This window comes from Enterococcus rivorum (assembly GCF_001742285.1).
In the GTDB taxonomy this organism is placed as follows: Bacteria; Bacillota; Bacilli; order Lactobacillales; family Enterococcaceae; genus Enterococcus_L; species Enterococcus_L rivorum.
The window spans coordinates 122,324-146,790 of record NZ_MIEK01000023.1; the positions used below are offsets into that span (position 1 = coordinate 122,324).

Annotated in this window: 20 protein-coding genes and 1 pseudogene; 13 read left to right on the plus strand and 8 right to left on the minus strand. The window is 33.9% G+C overall.

All coding sequences use genetic code 11. From position 1 onward, the window contains the following. The first annotated feature begins 169 nt into the window (after positions 1-169). Entirely contained in the window at positions 170-697 is a 528-nt protein-coding gene (locus BCR26_RS09160) for a hypothetical protein (RefSeq protein ID WP_069698680.1), read from the plus strand. A 243-nt stretch (positions 698-940) separates the two neighbouring features. Here the strand turns inward: BCR26_RS09160 and BCR26_RS09165 are convergent, their stop codons facing one another. After that, a complete protein-coding gene (locus tag BCR26_RS09165) occupies positions 941-2,434 on the minus strand; it encodes a helix-turn-helix domain-containing protein (protein WP_069698681.1) in 1,494 nt (497 codons plus the stop codon). A 573-nt stretch (positions 2,435-3,007) separates the two neighbouring features. Here BCR26_RS09165 and BCR26_RS09170 point away from each other — a divergent pair. The 3 genes from BCR26_RS09170 to BCR26_RS09180 all read left to right on the plus strand — a co-directional run bounded on the left by BCR26_RS09170 (position 3,008) and on the right by BCR26_RS09180 (position 6,057). Continuing rightward, positions 3,008-4,681: a peptide ABC transporter substrate-binding protein gene (locus BCR26_RS09170; RefSeq protein WP_069698682.1), complete on the plus strand. Its 1,674-nt coding sequence runs from the start codon at positions 3,008-3,010 to the stop codon at positions 4,679-4,681. Positions 4,682-4,953: 272 nt separating this feature from the next. Further along, entirely contained in the window at positions 4,954-5,517 is a 564-nt protein-coding gene (gene efp, locus BCR26_RS09175; RefSeq protein ID WP_069698683.1) for an elongation factor P, read from the plus strand. A 147-nt stretch (positions 5,518-5,664) separates the two neighbouring features. Continuing rightward, positions 5,665-6,057 carry a DUF4809 family protein gene (locus BCR26_RS09180; protein WP_069698684.1) on the plus strand — a complete coding sequence of 131 codons (393 nt, stop codon included), beginning with the start codon at positions 5,665-5,667 and terminating at the stop codon, positions 6,055-6,057. Positions 6,058-6,310: 253 nt separating this feature from the next. Here BCR26_RS09180 and BCR26_RS09185 read toward each other — a convergent pair whose 3' ends face one another. The 4 genes from BCR26_RS09185 to BCR26_RS09200 form a co-directional block, all read right to left on the minus strand. Beyond that, complete coding sequence (locus tag BCR26_RS09185; protein ID WP_069698685.1) at positions 6,311-8,332, minus strand: transglutaminase-like domain-containing protein; 2,022 nt, start codon at positions 8,330-8,332, stop codon at positions 6,311-6,313. After that, positions 8,322-9,401, minus strand: coding sequence for a DUF58 domain-containing protein (locus tag BCR26_RS09190; protein ID WP_069698686.1), 1,080 nt, complete (start codon positions 9,399-9,401; stop codon positions 8,322-8,324). Before BCR26_RS09190 ends, BCR26_RS09185 begins: the two co-directional genes overlap by 11 nt. Before the next feature lies 1 nt (position 9,402). Continuing rightward, the gene (locus BCR26_RS09195) at positions 9,403-10,344 is read right to left on the minus strand and encodes an AAA family ATPase (RefSeq protein ID WP_069698687.1); all 942 of its coding nucleotides are present in this window, start codon (positions 10,342-10,344) and stop codon (positions 9,403-9,405) included. A gap of 136 nt (positions 10,345-10,480) precedes the next feature. Then, a complete protein-coding gene (locus BCR26_RS09200; RefSeq protein WP_069698688.1) occupies positions 10,481-11,374 on the minus strand; it encodes a DMT family transporter in 894 nt (297 codons plus the stop codon). A gap of 299 nt (positions 11,375-11,673) precedes the next feature. Between BCR26_RS09200 and BCR26_RS09205 the strand changes: the two genes are divergently transcribed. The 3 genes from BCR26_RS09205 to BCR26_RS09215 all read left to right on the plus strand — a co-directional run bounded on the left by BCR26_RS09205 (position 11,674) and on the right by BCR26_RS09215 (position 16,068). Further along, positions 11,674-12,510, plus strand: coding sequence for a PRD domain-containing protein (locus BCR26_RS09205; RefSeq protein WP_069698689.1), 837 nt, complete (start codon positions 11,674-11,676; stop codon positions 12,508-12,510). A gap of 162 nt (positions 12,511-12,672) precedes the next feature. Next, the gene (locus BCR26_RS09210) at positions 12,673-14,547 is read left to right on the plus strand and encodes a beta-glucoside-specific PTS transporter subunit IIABC (RefSeq protein ID WP_069698690.1); all 1,875 of its coding nucleotides are present in this window, start codon (positions 12,673-12,675) and stop codon (positions 14,545-14,547) included. A 57-nt stretch (positions 14,548-14,604) separates the two neighbouring features. Beyond that, positions 14,605-16,068: a glycoside hydrolase family 1 protein gene (locus BCR26_RS09215; protein ID WP_069698691.1), complete on the plus strand. Its 1,464-nt coding sequence runs from the start codon at positions 14,605-14,607 to the stop codon at positions 16,066-16,068. A gap of 234 nt (positions 16,069-16,302) precedes the next feature. On the opposite strand, the gene BCR26_RS09220 is transcribed toward BCR26_RS09215, so the two are convergent. Both BCR26_RS09220 and BCR26_RS09225 read right to left on the minus strand, forming a co-directional pair. Further along, a complete protein-coding gene (locus BCR26_RS09220) occupies positions 16,303-16,863 on the minus strand; it encodes a DUF1700 domain-containing protein (protein WP_069698692.1) in 561 nt (186 codons plus the stop codon). A gap of 3 nt (positions 16,864-16,866) precedes the next feature. Beyond that, a complete protein-coding gene (locus BCR26_RS09225; RefSeq protein ID WP_069698693.1) occupies positions 16,867-17,205 on the minus strand; it encodes a PadR family transcriptional regulator in 339 nt (112 codons plus the stop codon). A gap of 269 nt (positions 17,206-17,474) precedes the next feature. Between BCR26_RS09225 and BCR26_RS09230 the strand changes: the two genes are divergently transcribed. The 4 genes and pseudogenes from BCR26_RS09230 to BCR26_RS19115 all read left to right on the plus strand — a co-directional run bounded on the left by BCR26_RS09230 (position 17,475) and on the right by BCR26_RS19115 (position 19,668). Next, positions 17,475-17,975: an LURP-one-related/scramblase family protein gene (locus BCR26_RS09230; protein WP_069698694.1), complete on the plus strand. Its 501-nt coding sequence runs from the start codon at positions 17,475-17,477 to the stop codon at positions 17,973-17,975. Positions 17,976-18,144: 169 nt separating this feature from the next. Continuing rightward, entirely contained in the window at positions 18,145-19,005 is an 861-nt protein-coding gene (locus BCR26_RS09235; RefSeq protein WP_069698695.1) for an aminoglycoside 6-adenylyltransferase, read from the plus strand. Between the two features lie 295 nt (positions 19,006-19,300). Continuing rightward, a pseudogene (locus BCR26_RS09240) lies at positions 19,301-19,504 on the plus strand (SDR family NAD(P)-dependent oxidoreductase); the annotation flags it as partial. A 29-nt stretch (positions 19,505-19,533) separates the two neighbouring features. Continuing rightward, positions 19,534-19,668: a hypothetical protein gene (locus BCR26_RS19115; RefSeq protein WP_281186470.1), complete on the plus strand. Its 135-nt coding sequence runs from the start codon at positions 19,534-19,536 to the stop codon at positions 19,666-19,668. Between the two features lie 185 nt (positions 19,669-19,853). Here the strand turns inward: BCR26_RS19115 and BCR26_RS09245 are convergent, their stop codons facing one another. Continuing rightward, positions 19,854-21,077, minus strand: a complete 1,224-nt coding sequence (locus BCR26_RS09245) for a hypothetical protein (RefSeq protein ID WP_069698697.1) — start codon at positions 21,075-21,077, stop codon at positions 19,854-19,856. A 224-nt stretch (positions 21,078-21,301) separates the two neighbouring features. On the opposite strand from BCR26_RS09245, the gene nox reads away from it, so the two are divergent. Both nox and mltG read left to right on the plus strand, forming a co-directional pair. Next, a complete protein-coding gene (gene nox / locus BCR26_RS09250) occupies positions 21,302-22,633 on the plus strand; it encodes a H2O-forming NADH oxidase (RefSeq protein ID WP_069698698.1) in 1,332 nt (443 codons plus the stop codon). A gap of 262 nt (positions 22,634-22,895) precedes the next feature. Continuing rightward, positions 22,896-24,347, plus strand: coding sequence for an endolytic transglycosylase MltG (gene mltG, locus BCR26_RS09255; protein WP_069698699.1), 1,452 nt, complete (start codon positions 22,896-22,898; stop codon positions 24,345-24,347). Positions 24,348-24,467 lie beyond the last annotated feature (120 nt).

Sequence of the window (24,467 nt, forward strand, 5' to 3'; positions counted from 1 at the left end):
TAGAGCCCTTTTGGGGAAGACATTACTTTGTAAAATACATATAGTTAAGCAGGAAATTTTATCAGACTAATAGTTAGTAATAGTCGTCTGATAAGAAACCAATTTGGATGATTTGAAGCAGAAGTGCAGTCTTTGTTCTGTAAAAACGCTAAAATAGGAAGGGATCGTTATGAAGAAAATAAAAAAAAATCAGCGTTCGGTTCTATTAATCGCAATAGTAATGACTCTCGTTATTGCTATTGTTGGAGGAGCTTTCTTTCTCAAGGGCATGAAAACAAGTGCAATTGACTATGATGAGCAGGCAACAAGCTATGAAACGCGGGTGAAAAAGCCAGAGAGTATTGCTGATGGTAGTATTAGTTTTCCAGGATTTAAATCGATTACCATCGAAGAAGGGGGGGATAAACTCTATATTGCCCTACTAAACCCTTCATTTAACAAAGCAGATATTCAATTTATTATGACTCTTGAAGGTAGAGAAAAGCCATTGTTAGAGTCTGGGTTAGTACAACCAGGGAAAGCAATCACAGAAGTGTCATTGCCAAAGGATTTAGCTGTCGGCGAGCATAAAATAAATTTAGAGATGTTAGGATACACCCAAGATAAAGAGCATTCTCGTTTATCTGGTTCAAAAACCTCCTTTACATTACATGTTAAGGAAAAAGGCAGGGAATTTGAGGAATCAAAGCCTGAGTAGATTCAGGCGTTCATAGATAAGAGGTTATCGATAGATTCACAATTTCGTTTAAGCCAAGCTGAAAATCGCTAGAGATGGCAAGTTTTAAAAGTAGTATTTAGCTTATCATGGCATGATATGTACTTATGTAAACTATAAGCGATATTTTCTTTCTAAATTTCTCAAATATGTCTAACCAAAAAAATCAATATGAGAAAATAAATCCCTATCGAGAAGCTATCTTCTCAGTAGGGATTTATTTAGTTAAGAAAAAGAGAGTTCAAATAGTCTGTCCTTGATAAAATCAGCTAAGTCACGCCACGCTTTCAAATTGAAAAGGTCAATTAAAAGAAAGTAAGTACTGGTGTCATTAATTTCTTCCACACAATCGGAAATAATCACATCTGCTAGTTGAGTATTGGTAACAAATTCAATGGAATCACTGCTGAATAATTTCAGAAGTTCACTTTTAATTAAAGGTTCTCCTAGAGAATTACTAGCATGTTGAACGAAGATTTTTAACGTAGTTATTTTATATAGATTGAATAAGGTGAATAAAAAACGAGTGCCCACTTCAACAAGATTTTCAGGTGTTTTCACAGAATTATTTTCCAACGTTTTTTTGTAAAGGGTTCTAATCGGGTTCCTAAAGTTAGAATTAGCATAGGTTTTTTCCATATTATAAGAATACTGTGTTTCATAAACGGCGTCTAAACTGTCAGCGAAACAGAACAAGTAAGTGTTATGAAGAACTGCGTAATATAAGAAATAATCTTCATTTTTCTTATTTTTCTCAACGGGTAGTTCACTAAAAAAAGCTTTTCTCAAATCTTTAGAAAACTTCACAATGGGAGAATCAATCTGATTCAATGCTTCTCCGATACGCTTCATTTCCACTTTCGTGTCAAACTCACCATCGTACATTCGTAATATCAAATTCATTAATTGGTATTCTGCAGTAGTCATTTTATTTTGTGTTAAAATTTGTGAACGGGTGTTTACTAGTGCTTTTGCATCATTAAACTTCATAAAAACATCAATCGTTTCACCAACATAACGAGGCAAGGAATGGACGATACAATCATCTTTGATTCGTTTCCCCATGATGGCTAGAAAGAAATTTAATCTTGTTCTTTTAGAAAGTGATTTTTTCTTTATTTTAGAGTCCTTCCACGAAAGAATATCTAGTTTCACCTCAGTTTCTTGATTTTTTGTAAACGGCCATGACAAATTTTGATGAACGGAATAAAGAATGTAGGTATAAAATACTCTGATATTTTTTTCACTACCGTCTATTGAAATAGTCTGTTCATTTTTTTCAAAGTGAATGGAATAAGGCTTTAACTGTTTATTGAGCAATGCTAGGATTTTATACAAATAGCCTGAGCTTATATTCAGCTCTGTCGCCAAATCAAAAAAGTTTATGTTATCTGCTATGAATACCGTTGAAAAGACTCGGAAAGTTAAGCTTTCTTGTAAAAATAGTTCTTGGAATTTATGAAAAAAATAAATTTTATCTGCTTTATCAATATTGGTCACATAGTATTTATGCTCTTCATTTTGTAAAACCTGATAGCTCTCAGTATTTTTGTGTTGTGAAAGTAACGAATTGATATCTGCAATATATCTTTTAGTTGTTGAACGAGGTAAATTAAATTCAGTCATTAAGTCTTGCGTAGTAATAGCATTCTCAAATGTAATATACTTAAATATCTCAAGTTTGGAAAACTCTTGTTTTTTTAAAAATATTTCTATCATTTTTTGCCTCCTATGACAATGGGATGATGTTTACTGTAATAGTTAAGAACTCTAAAGAATTAATACAAGAGTATAGGCAAGAAATTATACTTTCCGTTTTCTATCTAGTGTGCTTAGCTTCTATTATATAATACTTTTTCAGATTGATAGCTAATTAGTAGAATAAATTTGGAAAATACTTTTTAGGTGGAATAAAAGAATATTTTTGTACTCAGAAAATTATCTAATTAAGTTTATAATATATGGGTAAAGTAAAAAAAGGAAACAAAATAGCTGGTAATTGCTTATCTAAAAAAGAAAAAGTGTAGCCTATGCAAATCAGTTTACAATCATTCCCTAAAATGTGGCTATTTTAAAAATAATTAGTCTGGAATCTTCACTTTTTGCACTTATTTCTCACAAGGAATGATAAAATAAAGAAGTAACAGTGAGTAGAATTTAAGGAATGCTGTTTCTGGATATGTGATTTTCATCACAATTTTTTCTAACATTAACTGGTAAGTATCATTGGTTTGAGTAGTTAAAATAATAGGTAAGGTTGCAAAATAACAAGATTTTTTAGGAGGATATTGTATGAAGAAGTTTATTGTATTGATGGGATGTACTGTTGTTGCGCTAAGTTTTTTAAGCGCTTGCAATTCTGTTGGTGAAAAAGAATCAAATTCAAATAAATCAAAAAACATTGGGAAATTAGCCTCAAAACAAGAAGCAACAATCAATGTCACACAAGAATTAAATTCGATTGATCCAGCCAACACAGTGGATGCTAATAGTAATATTGCGTTAAATAATATTTATGAAGGGTTATATCGGCTAGATAAGTATAATCAGCCAATACCAGCAGGCGCCGATGCCTTACCTGAAATCAGTTCAGACGGTTTGAGCTATACGATCAAATTAAGAAAAGAAGCGAAATGGTCAAATGGAGAACCAGTGATTGCTACCGATTATGTCTATGCGTGGAAGCGAGCGATTGGTGCCAAAAATGCTGCTGAAAATAGTTATTTATATACGAGCATTCTTAATGCAGATGAAATTTTATCAGGAAAAATATCAGCAAATGAGTTAGGGGTATCTGCATTAGATGATGAGACATTAGTGATTCAATTGAATAAACCGACCCCTTACTTTACTTCTATGTTAGCAATCCCAGCATTTTTCCCTTTAAAAGAAAGTTTTGTTATGAAGGCTGGCGATTCATTTGCTTCGGATAGTGAGCAAGCGATTTACAATGGCCCGTTTGTTATGACAGGCTTCAAAGGCCCTGGAATTGGCAGTAATTGGACGTACAAGAAAAATAGGGAATACTGGGATCAAAAAGCAGTAAAGATAGAAACGTTAAATGTTGAAGTTGTTAAAGAAACAGCGACGAATGTCAATTTATTTGAAAATGGTGAAACAGATGAAATCAGTATTACAGGAGAATATGCTAAAAATAAACTAGCTGATCCAGCTTTTGTTGCTGAAAAACCTGCCCAAACCATCTTTTTAGGTTATAACCAAACAAAAAAACTCTACCAAAATAAAAAGATTAGACAAGCAATCTCTTTATTAGTTGATCGAGAAATAATTGCGGAACAAGTTTTAGGAAATGGTATCAAGCCAGCAACAGGACTGATTTTTAATGGATTATATACCAACCCTGAAACAAATGAAGACTTTACTAAAGCTAGCGGTAATCATTTGAAGACAGATGTAGATAAAGCCAAGAAGCTTTGGCTTGAAGGTAAAAAAGAAGTGGGATTGGCAGAAGAAGCAGAAGTGCCTATTCAATTGATTACTTTTGAGAATGAAGATATGAGAAAAGTATCAGAATATTTACAGGGGCTGTTAGCGGACAATTTAAAAGGAGCTAAGTTGACGCCTTCAGTCTATCCAGTTTCTGTTTTTATGAAAAATGCTTCTAATCAAGAATTTGATTTATATCTTGTGAGTTGGGGAGCTGATTATCCTGATCCTAGCAGTTTGTTACAATTATTTCGATCAGATGTAGCCTATAACTGGGGTAAATACCAAAGTGAAACGTATGATAATATTTTGAAACAAGCGGACACAACCGATGTATTGAACACTGAAAAACGTTGGGAAGATTTGCTGCAAGCAGAAAAAACGATAATGGACGATCAAGGGATTACCCCTATTTATTTTAGTGCACCTACTTATTTGAGAAATCCAAAATTGAAAGAAGTTATTTTTCATAGTGTTGGTCCTCGTTTTGAATATAAATACATGTACTTAGAAGAGTAATTAATGGTTATGAAGTACAATAACTGTAAAAAATGTTGAATCTAAGTTCTCTCCTTTAACTGATTCTCATAGAAACGCATATTGTCTAGCTTAACGACGCGTAATTTGCTATAATAATTGAGAATTGTTTTTTGAAAAAGAAAGAGTTGCTGTTTTAGTGGCAATCATTTATGGTGAATTTTATTCAAAATAGACGATGTTCTAAAAATAAGTAGTATTACTCTTTAAAAGTTGAAGAATAGCTGGATTAAGAAGAAAAGGAGAGTTATCAAATGATAGCAATAAGCGATTTAAAAGCAGGAATGACTTTTGAACAAGATGGTAAGCTAATTAAAGTAATGGAAGCAAGTCACCATAAACCAGGTAAGGGAAATACGGTTATGCGTATGAAGCTGAAAGATGTTCGTTCGGGTGCGACAACAGATACAACAATGCGTCCAGATGATAAAGTCAAAAAAGCTTACATCGAAAGCAAACCTGTTCAGTATTTATACAGCCAAGATGACATGGCCATTTTTATGGACTTAGAGACCTATGAACAATATGAAATTCCAACTTCTGTTATTGAAGATGAATTGAAATATTTGCTAGAAAACATGGAAGTAAAAATCCAATTTTACGGAACAGAAGTCATTGGGATTACTTTACCAACAACCGTTGTTTTACGTGTAGCTGAAACACCACCTTCAATTAAAGGGGCAACAGTTTCTGGATCAGGCAAACCGGCAACAATGGAAACTGGTTTAGTCGTAAACGTACCTGATTTCATCGAAATTGATGAATTACTTGAAATCAATACACAAGAAGGCACTTATTTGAAACGTGCTTCTAAATAAACGAATATAACCAGTGAAGAGGTTCCCTCTTTGCTGGTTTTTTATATAAATGAAAAGAACATTTTACTCTGGTAGAGGGTAGTGCTACAATCAAATGAAGAGAACCAAAATTTGCAACAGAAATAGAGAATATGGGAGCAGATAAGTATGGAAAAAGTGACAATTACCAGTACTGTTGATTTATCAGACAGTGGTTGCAATGCATGTGGTTTGGTAGAGGACACCATCTACACTTTAACGATGAATGATGTTGCGGTGCCAATAGATGATTTAACGGTTAGCTCTATGGTTATGGCCATTGCCCTAAGAAAAGGCTATAAACAAGAGCTAGTAATGGGCTTAGGTGAGGAGTCCATCCTTTATAAAAAAGAAAATCAAGTGATTACTTTAGAAGAAGGCGTAAATCAATTAACTTATTCCACACCAAAGCAAACAATTGAGACAATCAATAAAATTACTGATATGGAACAACTGTTAGCTAAAGTAAATGAGATACTAAACAATCTGTTTCTTATTGAAAAAATAGAATTTATTTTATAAGAATAGAACCTCTCACCAAATGTCAAAATGAATTTTGGTGAGAGGTTATTACTATCTTTTTATACTAAAGTGAGTCTAACAGTCTCTCGTTTTTTTTGCTACGTCAAATTTTCTGTGAAGTTTTTTTAATTTTTACTAATAATGTTGCATTATGGGCCAGTAAACCTACATAGTTTGATTTATTTTGTTGATTATTGCTATACAAGATGCTCTCATAACAGCTAGTCAATTGAATAAACGCTCCATGAAAATCTTAGTATTCTTTCTCAAAACGAATAGCATATTGGTTTAGCGGTTCATTTTCCCAACGATAAAATAATTTTTCTGCTTTATTCAGCAGAATGATATAAGATTCGGTAAATTTTTTAGGAAAAACAAGTCGGTACAATTTGAAATAAAGTAAGAAAAAGTACCTTTTTAGATAAAAGGCGAGTGTTGTCAATAAAAGAACGAGTAAGGAAATGCCGATAGTTTTAAATATCGGTAGTAATTTCGTTAAAGGCTCATTTTTAGATTTTATTTCCTTGTTACTAGAGCTTGGGGTCGTGCTTTGTTTCAACGATGACTGGGTAGAAGTGTCGCTCGTGTCGCTAGAATCTTTACTAGTACTATCTATTTCTTTGTTAGTTTCTTTTCCAGAAGGAATTGGATTAGTAAAGGACGGCGTCGGTTCAAAAGGAATCCAACCATATCCTTCAAAATAAACTTCTGGCCATGAGTGAGCATCGCTGTTGCGTATCGTATACTTGTTGGTTGCGGCAGCACTATCGTAGGAGCGTTCTCCAGGAGCAAAACCTTTTACCCAACGGCTAGGAATATCAAGTGTTCGCAATAAGATCACCATAGCACTAGAATAGTTATCACAATAGCCAATTTTCGATTCAAATAGAAAATAATCAACATAATCCTTATCTTCAGGCGTGTAAGGGGTATCGATTTTTGAATAGCGGTATCCACCAGTTGTTCGTAAGTAGGTTTCAATAGCTTTGACTTTATCGTATTGATTTTTTTCTTGCTTGGTCAGTTTTGTAGCTAACTCATTAATTCGGGTAGGCATAGTCATCGGTATTTGAGTATTTTGCTTATTTTCTTGTTCTTCTAAATGGTTCGTTTGTGTTTGTTTCAGTTCTGTTTCTGTATAAACAGGCGCTTGATAAATCAAAGAGAGGTTTATTGGCCGTTGTTCAAAATTAACTCGATTTTTTTGTGGAATCAGACTGGTTTTCTTATTATTGTCAAGTGGAACCACTAATTTTCCATAAGGTTGCGGTAAATAATTGCTTTGGTCTTTAAATGACAAGTCAATAATCGATTCTTCCAAAAAAGTTCCTTGATAGTTTGGGTCTATTAGTATCGCAGATTCTTGTGGATCAAAAATGGTCTCTTTGTCAGAAAGACTTCGCCACCCCTTCCCAGTGTAACGATCTTTCGTTTCGACATGCCAATAATGTCTATTGGTCTGTAAAGCTGTGAAAAGAACTGTTGGATCGTCCATTAAAGGACCACCTAATTGTTCATCTTTTTCGCTAAAGCCAGTTTTAGACTTATTAAGCAATCCGTAGCCATTCACTTTTTGGTAGAATCCTTGTTTATTCAGAGACTCTCGAATACTACTTGTTTGAGCTAATAAAAAGTTTTTTGGTTTAGGAAACACTTGAGGAAAATAATACGCTGTAACGCTGGCAAAAACGATAGTAGCAATAGTTAGAAGCATTACTTTTCTCTTTTTCTGTAAGGGAACGGTTTGTGGTGCTTTTTTTGCCTGATAATAAAGGAGAAAAGCACCTGTAATAATCATAATGTGCCCACCTAAGTGAATATGGTTAACGATAACTAGTAACAAGAGGTAACTTACAATTAAAAGAGAATTGAAAAGCCAACGTTCATACTCAATCAATAAAACAATCATAAATATTAGTAGGAGTAAGATAAGCGATAAAGCCAAGATATCAGAAAAGTAGCCTAACTCGCCGTTTCGTAATTGTTGATAAGAACGCAATAAATTTTCCAGAAAAAGCATAAACCAAGACCAACTAAAAGATTTTTTGAATGGAAAATAGTAATGCAATGTAAATAAATAGGCAAAAATATACAGTGGTACACGAAGTAGCTGGTTTTTCACTAAAACAGTAATCAGACATAAGACTGCAATCATTGCTGCAAAAAAATAAAAGGGCTGCAGTTTATAGACAATTAGAAAAGGTTGACTGGCAACCGCTATGATCAAAAAAGTAAGAAAGGCATATATTCCTTTTTGTTGTACTCTATGTTTCATGAGAGCCACCTCCGCTAGAAATTGGGATGGTTTGGTCATTCCAGTATAGGCAAAGATGTTTCTTGTTAAAGCTAACAAAGAACACTTCATTTGTTCGTTTTAACTCTGTCAATTGTTTGTTCAAACTTTTTGTTTGAATGGGAGCGAAAATAACAAGCTTCTTCCTAGAAAAATTAGGTAGAATGATTTCTTCTTTTGTAGGTGTCAGCGCTGCAAATATTTTTTCACCAGCTACATTGGCCATGGAGTCCGCTAAAATTGTTTGTTTAAAGTCAATTTTTTTCTCAATAAATTGAATAAATGAATAGTAAGTAGAAAGTATTTCTTCAAATTTTTCATGATCAAAGCCACAAAAAATTAAGTGAGTGAATGTCTCTACTTCCGTTTCGTATTCTTTTACAATTAGTTCATTTCTTTTCCCGGATTGCTTCCAATCAATTAATCCTAGAGCATCTCCAGATTGATAATTCCGAAAATTTCGTATTGAAAAACCTCGTTGACCAAAAGTATTAGAAAATGTAGGTTGTATTTTTGATAGCTGATGATAGAGGTTTTCAGCTAGTGACAGCTGATTTTTAGGTAGAATGACAAACGGTCCTTTTAATGGCAAAGCTCCTTTTTTTTGAAGGAAGCCAAACAAATCTTGTGCTAAGAAAGAAACAGATAATTGTTGGGAAACGCCTCTTTTTGTGGGTGTCCATTGAAAAGTGATCTCTTTTTTGTCGCCAGAATAAAGTAAAATAGTCTCTTGAGCCAATTCTTTTTTTTCAGCTAAGTATACTGTTAACTGTGGAATGGGTAACCAAGTTGGACGATAACAAAAAATTTCTATTGGTAAATCGCTAGTCATTCCAATTTCATAGCTTTTTGATTCCATCAGTTCGCAGTCGATTTTTTTTAAAGAAGGCATGAAACTAATCAAATCTAGAATAAGCAAAAATGATAGAAAGAAGAAAAAGCTCCAACCTGTGGTGTTATCGAATATAATAGCGTAAAAAAAAGTTGCTAAATAGAAAGAGGAAACGCCCATAATGATCAAAATGTATTTGATAAAATTCCAGTTATTCATCTCATTTCCTCACTGGAACCGGCACATGTTTTAGAATTTGTCCAAGAATTTTATTCATTTGTTCTTTAGAGGTTGTTGCTCCACTTTCTAAGATAATTCGATGACCGAAAGTTGCAGGTAAGATTCTTTGCAAATCGCTGGGAGTAACAAAATTTCTTCCTTCTGTTAAGGCAAAAGCTTTAGCTGCTTTGACAAAAGCTACCGAACCACGTGGACTGATTCCTAGTGCAATCCCTTTATGTGTTCTAGTCGCATGAACCAGTTGAAGGGCATAGCGAGCGACTTGTGGATTTACGTGAACATTGTTTACTAACTCTTTCAAATGACTAATATCCTCAGCATTTAGAACTTGTGGAACAGTATCTAATCTAGCTTCATTTTGGTCCAGTATGAGTTTTAATTCGTCAGAAAACTCAGGGTAGCCAATTTGGAGACAAAATAGAAACCGATCTAATTGGGCTTCTGGTAAAGGGTAGGTTCCTTCGTAATCAATAGGATTTTGCGTGGCTAATACAAAGAAATGTTCATTTAAGGGATAGGTATGATTATCTACAGTGATTTGCTTTTCGGACAAAGCTTCCAATAAAGCAGATTGTGTTCTAGGGGTGGTTCGATTGATTTCATCTGCTAACAAAACAGTGGTAAAAAGTGGGCCAGGTCGAAATTCAAAATCTTTAGTTGCCATGTTGTAGACAGAAATACCCATAACATCATTAGGCAACAAGTCTGGTGTAAATTGAATCCGATTATATTTTCCGTGAGTCGCTTTTGCCAAGGTTTTCACCATCAACGTTTTTCCCACACCAGGAATATCTTCAAAAAGTACATGACCACCTGCTAGTAAAGCAGCTATGGTCATCTGAAGAACGTCCCGTTTTCCTAAAATAACTTTTTCCATCTCATCAATTAGTACTGTTAATTTTTTATAAGCTGCATCTATCATATCATTATCGACTCCTTTTGAAGCGTTTCCTTAATTGTATAGATAATAATGTGTAAGTGCAATAAGAGAAAAATCCTCTTGTAAATAAATCCTTGAAATCACAGGCTTTATCCGCTAAAAAAATTTGTTTGGAATACTAGGACAGCAATTTTTGTAAAAACAAAATCGAACCAAGGACTAAAAATGTTCCGATTAGATCAATCAACGATAATTGAAGCCCAAAAATTAAGATAGAAAAAATAGTCGCTAAAATAGGTTCAAGAGCCGTTAAAATACTTGCGAGCGTTACAGTAATATAAGTAAGGCTTGAAAGATAAAATAGATAAGCAAAGATCGTCCCGACAACAATCACTGTTGTGATTAATAGAAGACTTTGAGTATCTAAAATAAAATCAATTCGCCAAATAGGATGAATAAAATTGGCTAGGATCCCTCCAATAGTCATCCCCCAACCTACGGTTAATAAAGTTCCATAGTTGTTTAACAAACTTCTAGGTTGGATCGTATAAAAAGCTAAGGTAAGTGCAGAAGCAATACCCCAAAAAAAAGCTTCTGGAGAAATAGCTAAACTATTTAACTGACCGTGAGTCACAATCAAGAAAACACCTAAAAAGGTTAGCAATAATAATCCTAAGACCTTTAAACTAGGCATTTTCCCTGTCAATAGAGCCACATAAAGAGCAATGAAAATCGGGCCAGTAAATTGTAAAATCGTAGCAATTGCAGCACTACTGGCAGCGATCGTTTTAAAAAAAGTATATTGAACACCAAACATTCCTACAGTAGCAAATAAGAAAATATCTATTCGATTTTTTTTAGACGTAAAAAGACTAAAAATATTTATTTTTTTATATTGAGAGGCAAATAGTAAGAGTAAAACACCAGAAAACAACATTCGAGTAGTCACTAACCATTCAGGGGAAACCCCAAAAGATTGAAATAATAGTTGACCAACAATCCCTGATAACGCCCACATCATCGCAGCAGAACCTGCTAATAATACACCTTTACGTTTAATTATACCTTCCATTTTAAAACTCCTTTTCAGCAACGCTCCATACAAACAGAGCAAAACTAACATCCTACTAAATAAACCCTATTCATTTATTCTAGCATTCTTTTAGGAAGAGGTGTGGAATAAAAACAAAAAATAGATAGACAGCATAAAGGTTCTATGCTATATTGTAAGCAGATACATGGAGTGTTACTGATACGATCAGGCATCACCAGACTCAAGAATACCAAAATAAGTATGCTTTGTTTTTTTACTTTGTAGGTTATCTTTGATGTTGGTGTTTTTTTATGCATTTTTTATAGGAGTGGGTCCCGATGTTACAGCTTATAAAAACATTAAACAATAATATTGTCTTGGCAAAAAATGAAAAAAATGAAGAAATTGTTGTGTTTGGCACGGGGATTGGTTTTAATCGAAAAAAAGGTGAACTTGTTGATATGAAACAAGTGACAAAGGTTTTTAAATCAGAACCAAATAGTCCAGCAGAGGTATTGTTGGAGAATATTTCTTCTGATTTGTTGGTAACTACGGAAAAGATTATTCAATTAGGAGAAAATCGTTTAAAAAAGAAGTTAAGCCCAAGTATTCTTTTTTCTTTAGCTGACCATATTCGTTTTGCCATTGAGAGAAGTGAATCTAACTTGGAAAATGATAATCCTTTACAATGGGAAATTCCCCATCTCTACTTTAGTGAATATGAGGTTGGAAAAGAAGCTCTTACTATTATTACAAATGAGCTACAAATTCAATTGCCAATGATGGAAGCCTCATTTATTGCTTTGCATTTTGTGAATGCACAAGTAGACGGGCAGACTATGGGAGAAACAATCCAAATCACTCAATTAACGAAAAATATTGTAAAAATTATTCAATCGCTATTTGGCATTACACTAGACAAAACAACACTAAATTATTCTCGATTTACTACTCATTTGCGTTATTTTATTGCTCGACAAGAATCCGCAGACCAACTCGAGGTAGCGATGGACACTTCTTTGAAAGAAGTAATTCAAGAACGTTATATGAAAAGTTATGCTTGTGGTTTATTAATTAAAGAAATGTTGAAAAGAGAGTTTCACTGGATCATCACAGAGGATGAGCTAGTTTATTTGGTGGTTCATATTGAACGTTTAATAAAAGAAAATAAATAATCAGTTGTATAGGCGTGTCACTGTTAGAAAAGGCATTAACCTAAGCAAAGATTTACAGTAGCTTACTAGAATTAGTCTGGCGAAGTAGATTTTTGTTTAGGTTTTTTCTATTATTTTGGCAGAATAAACTATTTGTTGAAAATGAAAGAAGGGAGCATAAAAATGAATAAGAAAGAATTGGCGAAACAGATTGTTACAGGTTTAGGTGGCGAAGAGAACATTGTTCTAAGCTGGCACTGCATTACTCGTTTGCGTTTCAATGTTAAAAATAAAGACAAGGTTCAGTTGGGAATGTTAAATAAATTAGAAGGCATAATGGGCGCGCAATTTCAAAGTGGGCAATATCAAGTGATTATTGGTAGTGAGGTAGCGGATGTATTTGCAGAAATAGCTTTATTGCTAGGAGAGGAAGCGGATGGAACAGAGACACTGAACAAAGGAGAAAAAGGCAATATCCTAGATCATATTTTTGATACAGTATCTGGTATTTTTACCCCTATCCTACCAGCAATCGTTGGTGGTGGTCTACTAAAAGGTATGCTGGCATTACTAGTGAGTTTAAAGCTAATCTCAGATACAGGATCGAGTTATGAACTGTTAAGTTTCGTATCAGATGCGCCGTTTCACTTTTTACCATTTCTAATCGCTTTTTCAGCAGCTAAAAAGTTTCGGACAGATACTTCATTGTCGGTAGCATTAGCGGGTGTCTTGATGTATCCAAAAATTATCGAATACGCCGCGGGGGGTGAGATCACTAATCTGAAATTTATTGGTTTAAATGTACCAATGAATAATTACGCCTCATCAGTCTTACCAATTATATTAGGGGTTTGGTTGTTGAGTTATATCTATAGAGGCGTAAAGAAAATCATTCCAAAATCTTTACAAATTATTTTTGTTCCTCTTTTAAGTTTATTAATTACGGCACCTATCATGCTGATGTTTATTGCTCCTCTAGGGAATTATATTGGGGTCTATTTGCAGCAATTTTTTACCACACTCTTCGAAATAGCAGGTCCAATTGCTGGTCTACTATTAGGTGGATTAATGCCATTAATTGTCATCACAGGAATGCACTATGCATTTTTCCCAAGTACATTTGCTAGTTTCGACAAGTTTGGGTATGACCTAGTTCTGTTGCCTATGAATTTAGTGGCTAACTTTGCTCAGTCTGGTGCGGTTTTAGGAGTACTATTCAAAACGAAAGATGAAAAAATGAAGCAGCTAGCTTTTTCTACGTTATTACCAGCTATTTTTGGGATTACGGAGCCTGCTATTTATGGTGTGACCATGAAGTTAAAGAAACCATTTTATGCAAGTTTAATTGGCGGAGCTGTCGGGGGAGCCATTTATGGGATTTTTTCCGTAAAAACATTTGCTTTTTCACAACCTGGAATTACTGCGTTGCCTTCTTATATCGAAAAAGGTTCAAATAATTTTATGTCTGCTTTGTTAGGAATAGGATTGAGCTTCATAATTGCTTTAGTATTAAGCATACTTTTAACAAAAGATGAAATGGTACTAACTGAGGAACCATCTATCGCTAAGAAAGGAAATGTTGGGCTTGAGAAGAGAGATCGCCCCATCAATATTTTATCTCCGTTAACTGGAGAAGTGCTACCTCTAGAACGTACGCCAGATAAAACCTTCGCAGAGGGATTAATGGGAAGAGGAGTAACTATAGAACTAACGAATGGATTCGTGAGAGCTCCTTTTGAAGGAACCGTTACGATGATAGCCCCAACGAAACACGCATTGGGATTAACCTCTGAATCAGGTGTAGAAATGTTAATTCATATTGGAATTGATACAGTTCAGTTGAATGGCGTGGGGTTTAACTTATATGTACAAACGGGTGATTCTATAAGAACTGGCGATATTTTGCTGACAGTTGATTTAAATCTGATTAAAGAGAATGGTTACGCTCTCTTATCTCCAGTTGTTATTACAAATTCTTCGGAATATTTAGACGTTATTCACACGTCAGAACAAGGAGTGACAGCTGTCGAAGATAATTTACTAATGGTCATTAATTAAGTCTCTTATTTTCTATCACTGAAAATTAGAATAGATATGAACGAAAGGAAGAAGAAGATGAATAAACTAAACACAGGATTCCAAGAAGGATTTTTATGGGGAGGAGCAACGGCTGCAAATCAAATAGAAGGAGCATTCGATGTCGACGGCAAAGGGTTATCAACCTCTGACATGGCAGCTTATAAAGATCCCTATGCAGAAGGAGTAGTAAACAATTTTACCTTTAATGTAAATTCTACTGAATTAAAGGACTATTTAAATAATCCAGAAAAATATCTTTTTCCAAAGCGTTGGGGCATTGATTTTTATCATCGTTATAAAGAAGATATTGCTTTGTTTGCTGAAATGGGATTTAAAGTTTTTAGACTCTCAATCTCTTGGGTACGAATTTTTCCAACAGGGTTAGAAGATGAACCCAATGAAGCTGGTCTAGCATTTTATGATGCTGTTTTTGAGGAATGCGCAAAATATGGTATAGAACCTTTAGTAACAATTTCTCATTATGAAATGCCAATCACCTTAACTGAAAAATACAATGGCTGGATTAGCAGAGAGATAATCCCTTTGTTTGAAAAGTACTCTCGAGTACTATTTAATCGGTACAAAAACAAAGTGAAATATTGGATTACTTTTAATGAAATGAATATGAATTTAAATAGTTTATATACAGGAGCCGGAATACTGGAAGATTTAGTAGGAGACAAATTACAAGCAGCGTATCAAGCGTCACACCATCAATTTTTAGCAAGTGCACTGGTAGTGAAAGCAGCGAAGGAAATAATGCCGGATGCTAAAATAGGTTGTATGATTAACCAAATTGAATCTTATGCTAAAACCACAAAGCCAGAAGATCAATTACAAGCGTTGAAATCTAATCAATTGAATATGTTTTATCCTGATGTACAAGTAAGAGGAACCTACCCGACTTATATGAGTCGTTATTTTGAAGATGAAGGAATTCACATTGAGATTCACGATGGGGATGAAAAAATTCTTAAAGAAGGTACGGTAGACTTTGTTTCTATTAGCTACTATATGTCTCATGTTACCGAAGCCCGTAAAGATGCTTCAAGATTGGCTGGAACCTTTGATAGTCCAATGAAAAATGAATATTTAGAATTATCGCAATGGGACTGGCCGATTGATCCAATTGGGTTACGTATCTCGTTATTGAAGCTGTATGACCGTTATGAACTGCCACTGTTTGTTGCTGAAAACGGATTAGGAGCAAAAGATATTGTCTCAGAAACAGGAGAAATTCATGACGATTACCGTATTGATTACATTAGAAAACACATTTTAGAAATGAAGGAAGCTGTGAAAGATGGGGTTGAACTAATGGGGTATACGACTTGGGGTTGTATAGATTTGATTAGTTGTGGCACTTCACAAATGAGTAAACGCTACGGTTTTATCTATGTTGATCAAGATGACGCAGGTGTTGGCAGTCTCGAAAGAAAACCGAAAGATTCATTTTACTGGTACAAAAAAGTCATTGAAACAAATGGTGAAGTTTTGTAATAGATTCGTTAGCAGCCTAATAAAAAAATATATATATAAGAATATGAGGATGAGACAAAACTAAAAATCAGTTTTGTTTCATCCTCTAAATCCGAATAAACGGGGGTCAAAAGTCTGGGGTTTCGGAAATTTCCCGAAAATTACTCAATACATAAAGTGTATGGTGCGCTTTTCAATCCAATTTCTCGCCCAAAAAAGACTTCTGTCTCAAATTCATTTTATTCTAGGATAAGATTATTTTTTTTGTAATAGTTGATGACTAGAAGAAACTTTAGAAATGTACTGTTTCATGAGATGCCATAAGTACTTACTAAGTTTATAAAATAAAAAACCAAAAATAGCTGTGATTGGAAAAGCTAAGATATTTGGAGCTGCCCAAAACCCTAAATTGAATACGACAGGTGGGAAAGAAAATCCTAGGATTGTTCCAATAGTCACAATCAATCCCATCAGAACTACAAAATAGGCGCAAGCGTATAAAGTGATTGAAAGGATTGAAAGAAAAGGTAGAACAATCATTCCTGACAATCCAGTCTTTGTATAGAAAGAAAATAATTTTAGTAAGTGTTTCATGTTAAAGGATTGATTTGTAGAAAGATTATTTCCGGCGAAAGCTTGTGCTAATGCCACCGGATCTCCTAAATTTTTAAGAATTTCGGTAACTGATTGATGATTGGCCAGACTTTCCTCAATATGGCTATTAATTTCTTCCAAGATTTCACGTCTTTCAGTAGCAGAAAGATAATTTAAATTTGTTGAGACCGTTGAAAGATATTGTTTTACTTCTAATTCCATCTTTTATTCCTCCTCGTATTTTTGAATATCTGTAATCGCTAATTTCAAATAAGTCCATTGTGTGGTCATTTCAACTAAGTATTTTATTCCTAATGGAGTGATGCAATAATATTTTCTGCGGGGTCCATTCTCTGCATCTTCCCAATAGCTTTCTAAAAAGTTTTCTTTAGTTAATCTCCTCAATAAAGGGTAGATGGTGTTTTCTTTCGCAGCGACTATTTCCCAGTTACTAAGAACAGTAATTAATTCATAGCCATAGTAAGGCCTATTTTTTAATAATGTTAAAATACATAATTCTAAAGAACCTCGTTTCAGCTGTGATTTCCAGTCTTCAATATCCATTTTTCTCCTCCTTTATTGTGTACAACACAGTAGTGAGATTTGACTATAGTGTAATACACAGTAAGAGGGTTGTCAATAATAACTTGTAAGGTAGCGGGACAATTATGGTAAAATAAGTTTATAGAGATGCCAAGGGAAGAAGTCAGAGTGGGGGTTGATTTTAAGGATTTATTGTTTCCATGAATGAATATAAGAGTATTTATTCAATGGATAAAGTGCAACAAATTGTTAAGTAGTACAAAAATGAAAATAATAAAGGGGGAGCAACTATGAGTAAGCTTTATATTAAACAAAAGGTCTTCAGTCTAGGCGGAAAATTTACAGTCAAGGATGAGTTACAGAAAGATAAATATTTTATAGAGGGTAGTTTCATGGCAATCCCAAAAGTATTTACTATCAAGGATGTTGAAGGGAAAGCCATTGGAAAAATCACTAAAAAGATATTTAGTTTTTTACCGAAGTTCTTTGTAGAAGTAGATGGAAAAGAAGTTCTAACCATTAGTAAAAGTTTTACTTTTTTCAAAGCTCGCTACCAGATTGATATGGCAGGGCTAGAGGTTCGTGGAGACTGGTGGGATAAAAAATTTGAAGTCACAAGGAAAGGTAAAGTCGTTGCCGCAGTAAATGAAAAGTGGTTTACTTGGGGAGATACTTTTGAAGTCGATATTCATGAAGCGGAATTAGAACATATAATTATTGCTTTGGTAATAGCAATTGATTTTGTAAAACAAGAAGAAGTAGCAGCCGCAAGCTCGGGTGCCTCTTCCTAAAAATGACAAAGCTTCAAGAACGATTCATCCAACTTCATAAAAAAGCTAGAACATTTGATAATTATCCATTTAAATTCGGAAAGGGATCAAATGTTTTTTTGCTATGAAAATTTAAATAGAACAAAAAATGCTGCAATAAAGCATATTTTTTTAGAGAGGTGGTTTATTTATGAAAAATGAAAATCGAATGATGGATTTATTTATTGAATTTGTAAATAAAAATCAAGATATTCGTCTGTTTTCGATGAATGGCTCCAGAGTAAACACAAAAATACCAAATGACTCTTTTAAAGATTATGATGTTGTTTTCTTTACCGATGATATACAAAAATATCAAAAAAATACTAGTTTTTTAAGAGAATTTGGAGAGATTATACTTTTAACAGAACCGGAAAATGGATTATTTCCTGCTTCTTTTTTACCAGAGGAAGGGTATATCTACTTGGTTCAATACATGGATGGTAATCGGATTGATTTTCAATTTAGATGTTTAGATCAATTGGAAACTTATATCAAGGAAGACTCGTTGACAAAGATTATTCTTGATAAGGACCAACGAGTGAAAAAGCAACCCGTGCTAGATGATTCAACGCATTGGATAAAGAAACCGACACAAACCATTTTTCAAGCAAGCATAGCTGAATTTTGGTGGCAAAATTTAAACGTACTAAAGGCTTTGGCTCGAGAAGAATTAACGTTGGCATTTTCGTATCTAACGAGTTGCCGAGAAGAGTTAATTCGATTACTTACTTGGAAAACGGCCTTATTCTATGGTTTTAATCGCAGTTATGGGAAGCAACACCACCAGATAATTGCCTTATTAAATCAAGAAGAAAAACAGCTTTTAATGAGCACGTACAGTGGCTTGTCTGTCACCGAAATGATATCAAGCTTAAAACAGATGAATCAACTAGTAGAAAAAGTAGTTCCTGAACTTGGAAATAAATTGAACTACTCCTATCATGATTACAGTGAAGTACCTTATCTTTACTTGAAAGAAAAGGGAAAAACAGAATTATTGCAGGGCTGAAAAGAATCATTTTTGATGAAGTTTTTTTTAAAAGTGTCTTTTTGAAAACCGAACAATTTAAATGTGGTCTACAGGGGTTGCATTATATCTAACTTCATAGTCTATACTGAATTCGTACCTAAAAAAGAGGAAGAGGGAAAGAAGGATGAATAAAACAGTATGGTTAGTGATAGGTAGCTCAAAAGGAATTGGCGCAAATCTGGTCAAGTCTTTACTTGAGAACGGACATTATGTGATTATGACAAGTAGAAATAAATAAAGAATAATCAAACAGTTTTGAAATGAAAGTAATCAATTTTTGCCAGTTCATTTATCATTAACAATCGAACAAGAAATTCAAAAAGTGATTTCAATGGGGATTGATAAATTCCAGAAAATAGACGTTTTGGTTAACAATGCAGGGTATATGAGGGCAGGGGCACTTGAAGAAGTAACGGATCAAGAGTCTAGAGAATGCTTTGATATTAACGTTCTTGGTACGTTTAGTTATCTCTATTAGGTGAAAATACCGTTGAGACAAGAAAAGAATTGTTAACAGAAGAAAGAGATACCATTCAAATGACCTTGTCAGCCTTAGAAAAAAATTTAGAAGTTATTAATCAAAAAATAGATAATTATTACCGATTTGTCTTACCTAAGACGGATGAGACAATAAAAAAATGACTGAGGATACTGACTAGAAAATATTGCTGCAGATCAATTAGAACTCTGTGCCACGGTTGTCTAGATATCAAAAGCTATAATGATTAAGAAATATATAGGTAGCAAAGGGACAACGATAATAAAATGGAAGAGGATGGAACAAAACTGATTTTTAGTTTTGTCCCATCCTCTTCCATTTTTTATCACTATTTCACTAACGCTTTATCTAGAGCTTCATTTATTTTTTTCATTTGTTCAGCGTTTAAAACTGGTTCAAAGTTTTTGCGAATTTGTTCTGCTTTAGCTGCATCTAAGTTTCCAGCATTGTTATTAATCTCTTCGATGATTGTATCTAGTTGCTCCTCTATAAGTGCTTGAACTTCCTCATCATTACTGTAATCTAGTTCACTGGTTTCCTTAGTATCATTTACGTCAGAAGTAGTTGCACCAGAAATTTCATTCATAATCTTTGTTAATTCGTTTTGGGTAATAATATCTTTTTTATCAGGTAATTTGATTTGATTCTTGTTCTTTTGAGGGGTCATTGATAGCGCCAAAACGATCGACATATTATTGTTTTTGTTCTCAGGGTTTTTCATGCCGAAAGTAACTTCCAAGTCTGTTTTTTTCGTTTTTTCGTTAATGCTTACGTTCATTTCCAATTTATCAATATCTTTTTTGAGTGCTTGGGTAGTTTCAGTCAATTGTTTATCCAAGCCCGCTTTTTTAGCTTTTTTATCCTCTTTTAGATTTTTGTTCATGAAATCTATGATTTTAATAAATTCCTCTTTAGTAAATGTGTGACTTAACGTGTCTTTATCCTTTTTGAAAGAATTTTTATCAAAACTTTCAACTAGCTTTTTCAGGTCATCATTGTATTTTTTGTTCTTTATAGTATCAACTGAGAAAGCCTCTTTAAAAGAATTTTTTTCTGCATCAGATTTTTCAGATGAAAGAGTGCTTCCCGTTTCAGCAATATCAATGTATTTATCCTTAAGCTTTGCTAAATCATTTTTATTAAGCTCAATCGGTGTGCCAAAGGCTGTTGCCAGGTCTGCCAGGCCTGATACAAAGCTAGTTGACATATAAAACGTATCTTTTTTACCAACTAGCTGTAAAGGAATTTTTTCACCTAATAAATTAAGATTTACTTCCATTTCTGCTGCTTCAGCCTTCTCATCAAAAGCATAGGTTCCGTTAATCTTCATATCTTTTAGTTGATTCGCAACCATTCTTACTGTAGCGTTTCCTTGATCACCATTATAAGTTAAATCTTTAATTTTCATATCAAATTTAGCAGCATTATAATCTGACATATCTGTTGAATACATCGCTTCAACAAATTCTTTACGTGGGTCAGAGCCACAAGCTACTAGTGAAAATACCAATAAACTTAAAGTGATTCCTAAAACTAACTTCTTAAATTTCATTTTCTTCTCTCCTCCTAAATGTTACTAATCTATTTTACCCGTTATTTAAAATGAAATGCAATCAATTTTTAGAAAAAAATAGTAAAATTTTGATGATTTTAATATTCCAAAGAAGAATAATCATAAATTCTCAATTTTTTCCCGTTTATATTGATAAATTGAGAAAAGAAACCCCTTACTTTAGGTTATAATGATAGTTAAATAAATCACAAAGGAGCGTTAACATGAGTAAAACAGTTATTGTAGGAACTAATCATGCGGGAATTGCAGCAGCAAATACGTTATTGGATACTTATCCAAACCAAGAAGTGGTAATGATTGATCGGAATACAAATTTAAGTTATTTAGGTTGTGGAACAGCGTTATGGATTGGGCGCCAAATTGATTCATACGAGAATCTCTTCTATACGAATAAGGAAGCCTTTGAAGCAAAAGGGGCAAAAATTTATATGGAAACAAGTGTTGTTCGTATAGACTTTAATGCAAAAGTTATTTATTGTAAGAAAAATAACGGAGAAGAATTTACTGAAAACTATGATAAATTAATTTTGGCGACAGGTTCAGCGCCAATTGCTCCAAATATTCCTGGAAAAGATTTGAAAAATGTTGAATTCTTGAAACTTTTCCAAGATGGACAATCTGTTGATGCTTCAATGGCACAAGAGGATGTTCAAAATGTTGCCGTTATTGGTGCGGGTTACATTGGTGTAGAAATTGCAGAAGCAGCTAAACGTCGTGGTAAAAATGTCCTATTGTTTGATGCGGCAGAAAATTCATTGCCAAATTACTATGATAAATGGTTCACAGATGATATGGACAGAGTTCTTTCTGATAATGGGGTGGAATTACATTATGGTGAAACTGCTACCGCCTATAAAGGAACAGACAAAGTTGAAGCCTTAGTAACAAATAAAGGCGAGTATCCAGTTGATTTAGTCTTAAACGCAATTGGCTTCAGACCTAATAATGAGTTAGGGAAAGACCATCTAAAATTGTTTGGAAATGGTGCGTATCTAGTTGATAGTCATCAACAAACAAGTGATCCTGACGTTTATGCGATTGGTGATTGTGCAACGATTTATTCAAATGCATTACAAGCAACAACCTATATTGCTTTAGCAACGAATGCTGTTCGTTCAGGAATTGTCGCAGCACATAACGTAGGGGGAACGCCACTAGAATCAATTGGTGTTCAAGGCTCTAATGGTATTTCTATTTTTGGTTATCATATGGTTTCAACTGGACTAACAGTTAAAGAAGCTACGAAAGCTGGTTTAAAAGTAAAACATACAGAATTTGAAGATTTACAAAGACCTGGCTTTATGAAAGAAAATAACAATGTTAAAATCAGAATCGTTTATGAAGAAGGTTCTCGTCGGGTAGTGGGTGCGCAAATGGCATCCTATGAAGACATTTCGATGGGGATTCACATGTTTTCATTAGCGATTGGAGAAAAAGTAACGATTGATAAACTAAAATTATTGGATATTTTCTTCTTGCCACACTTTAACCAACCATATAACTATATTACAATGGCTGCTTTAAGTGCAGAATAAATTTTAATATAATTTAGAGGTTTCTTCTATACTTATTAGGAGAAATCTCTCTTTCTTATTTTTGCTCTGTAAAATAATTATAAACAGGATGTTGTTTCGAATGACACTAAAAGAGCTGATTCAGGCCAAAATAGAGCATGAAATGTAAAAGAATCCTTTAAGTTATCTTCTTTTTTCTAAAAAAGTTTAAATTTGAAAAGCTTTCATGTATAATGGTTAAAGTTATATATATGATACTTGAAGAAAGTAAGGAGGATTTGTTTTGGCAGACGAAAACCAAAATAATCAAGATCACTCTTCATCTTCTTTTAAAGAACAAGTATTGCGTTCTTTACGTGGAGAAGATATAGGTGAGGGTCATTCAGCTTCCTCAGAAAATAGAAATCAGAATTTATCCCATGATTTAGAGGCAGAGAATACTAAAGAACAGAGTGGGTTATCAGACACTCCTGATAATGAGCAATTATATACGAAAAAAACAGTAACGCCCAATTCCTATGCCGAATCAGAAAGTGTAGGTTCACGTAGAGTAACTGATAGTTCTACTGCAAAGAAACAGACTGTTCCTTCTGTAACTGAGGAACCGGCTAAAGATGATGCAAGTAAACGAAAGCAAAAAAGAAAACGTGAAGATCGAATGGTTAGCAGAATTGTTATCTTAGTTATTTCAGTGTTAGTTTTAGTTATGCTTATCTTTGGTTTTACTTTTTACAGATACGTGAATGCAGGTTTAAAACCTTTGGATGTAAAAGAGAAAGGCTATATTCAAGTTCACATTCCAGAAGGCTCTTCTAACAAAAAAATTGCGAATATTTTAGAAGAAAGTAAGGTCATCAAGAGTGGGATGGTTTTCAATTACTATGCAAAGTTTAATAATCTGACAGATTTTCAAGCTGGCTATTATCAAATCTCCCCAAGTATGACGCTAGATGAAATTGGCGCAACATTGAGAGAAGGCGGAACGGCTGAACCAACTCAAATGGCAGATGCTAAATTGACAATCCCAGAAGGCTTTGATATTGAAAAAATCGGGGATGCTATCCAAAAAAATACCGAGTTAAAAAAAGAACAGTTTATAGAGTTAATGAAAAATGAAGCTTTCTTTAATACAATGAACCAGAAATACCCTGATTTATTAGGAAGTGCAGCAAGTGCTGAAGGAGTCCGCTACCGTTTAGAAGGCTACTTATTCCCAGCTACTTATGACTATTATAAAGGCATTAAACTGGAAGATTTTGTGGAACAAATGATTGCAAAGACGAATAATGTGATGCAGCAATACATTCCAATCATTCACGCGAAAGGAATGACGAATCAACAAGTTTTATCATTAGCTTCTTTAGTTGAAAAAGAAGGAGTTAAAGAAGAAGATCGTAAAAAAATTGCTCAAGTATTCTTTAATCGGATAGCAGAAAATATGCCTCTTCAATCAGATATTTCTATCTTATATGCAATAGGCGAGCACAAAGAATTAGTAACGTATAAAGATTTAGAAGTAGATTCACCTTATAATTTATACAAAAATACTGGCTATGGTCCAGGACCGTTCTGTAGTCCGAGTGAGCAATCTATCAATGCTGTTTTAAATCCAGAGCCAAATAATTACAAATACTTTGTTGCAGATATCTCAACAGGAAAAGTTTATTTTGCTGAAACGTATGAAGAGCATAACGAATTGGTAGAGAAATATGTAAATAAAGAAAAATCTGAATAGTTTTTTAAGCGATATGTTCACGAGCCAACCTACTTAAATTAGGCAAGGCTCGTTTCGCTTTTCATACTTTTCAGAGTTAAACGCTTTGCCCCAACTGATAAGTATTACATATTTTTATAA

Excerpts from the sequence above, each read along its gene's own strand:
- BCR26_RS09160 (WP_069698680.1), top strand. The coding sequence starts at position 170 with ATGAAGAAAATAAAAAAAAATCAGCGTTCGGTTCTATTAATCGCAATA.
- BCR26_RS09165 (WP_069698681.1), bottom strand. The coding sequence starts at position 2,434 with ATGATAGAAATATTTTTAAAAAAACAAGAGTTTTCCAAACTTGAGATA.
- BCR26_RS09170 (WP_069698682.1), top strand. The coding sequence starts at position 3,008 with ATGAAGAAGTTTATTGTATTGATGGGATGTACTGTTGTTGCGCTAAGT.
- efp (WP_069698683.1), top strand. The coding sequence starts at position 4,954 with ATGATAGCAATAAGCGATTTAAAAGCAGGAATGACTTTTGAACAAGAT.
- BCR26_RS09180 (WP_069698684.1), top strand. The coding sequence starts at position 5,665 with ATGGAAAAAGTGACAATTACCAGTACTGTTGATTTATCAGACAGTGGT.
- BCR26_RS09185 (WP_069698685.1), bottom strand. The coding sequence starts at position 8,332 with ATGAAACATAGAGTACAACAAAAAGGAATATATGCCTTTCTTACTTTT.
- BCR26_RS09190 (WP_069698686.1), bottom strand. The coding sequence starts at position 9,401 with ATGAATAACTGGAATTTTATCAAATACATTTTGATCATTATGGGCGTT.
- BCR26_RS09195 (WP_069698687.1), bottom strand. The coding sequence starts at position 10,344 with ATGATAGATGCAGCTTATAAAAAATTAACAGTACTAATTGATGAGATG.
- BCR26_RS09200 (WP_069698688.1), bottom strand. The coding sequence starts at position 11,374 with ATGGAAGGTATAATTAAACGTAAAGGTGTATTATTAGCAGGTTCTGCT.
- BCR26_RS09205 (WP_069698689.1), top strand. The coding sequence starts at position 11,674 with ATGTTACAGCTTATAAAAACATTAAACAATAATATTGTCTTGGCAAAA.
- BCR26_RS09210 (WP_069698690.1), top strand. The coding sequence starts at position 12,673 with ATGAATAAGAAAGAATTGGCGAAACAGATTGTTACAGGTTTAGGTGGC.
- BCR26_RS09215 (WP_069698691.1), top strand. The coding sequence starts at position 14,605 with ATGAATAAACTAAACACAGGATTCCAAGAAGGATTTTTATGGGGAGGA.
- BCR26_RS09220 (WP_069698692.1), bottom strand. The coding sequence starts at position 16,863 with ATGGAATTAGAAGTAAAACAATATCTTTCAACGGTCTCAACAAATTTA.
- BCR26_RS09225 (WP_069698693.1), bottom strand. The coding sequence starts at position 17,205 with ATGGATATTGAAGACTGGAAATCACAGCTGAAACGAGGTTCTTTAGAA.
- BCR26_RS09230 (WP_069698694.1), top strand. The coding sequence starts at position 17,475 with ATGAGTAAGCTTTATATTAAACAAAAGGTCTTCAGTCTAGGCGGAAAA.
- BCR26_RS09235 (WP_069698695.1), top strand. The coding sequence starts at position 18,145 with ATGAAAAATGAAAATCGAATGATGGATTTATTTATTGAATTTGTAAAT.
- BCR26_RS09245 (WP_069698697.1), bottom strand. The coding sequence starts at position 21,077 with ATGAAATTTAAGAAGTTAGTTTTAGGAATCACTTTAAGTTTATTGGTA.
- nox (WP_069698698.1), top strand. The coding sequence starts at position 21,302 with ATGAGTAAAACAGTTATTGTAGGAACTAATCATGCGGGAATTGCAGCA.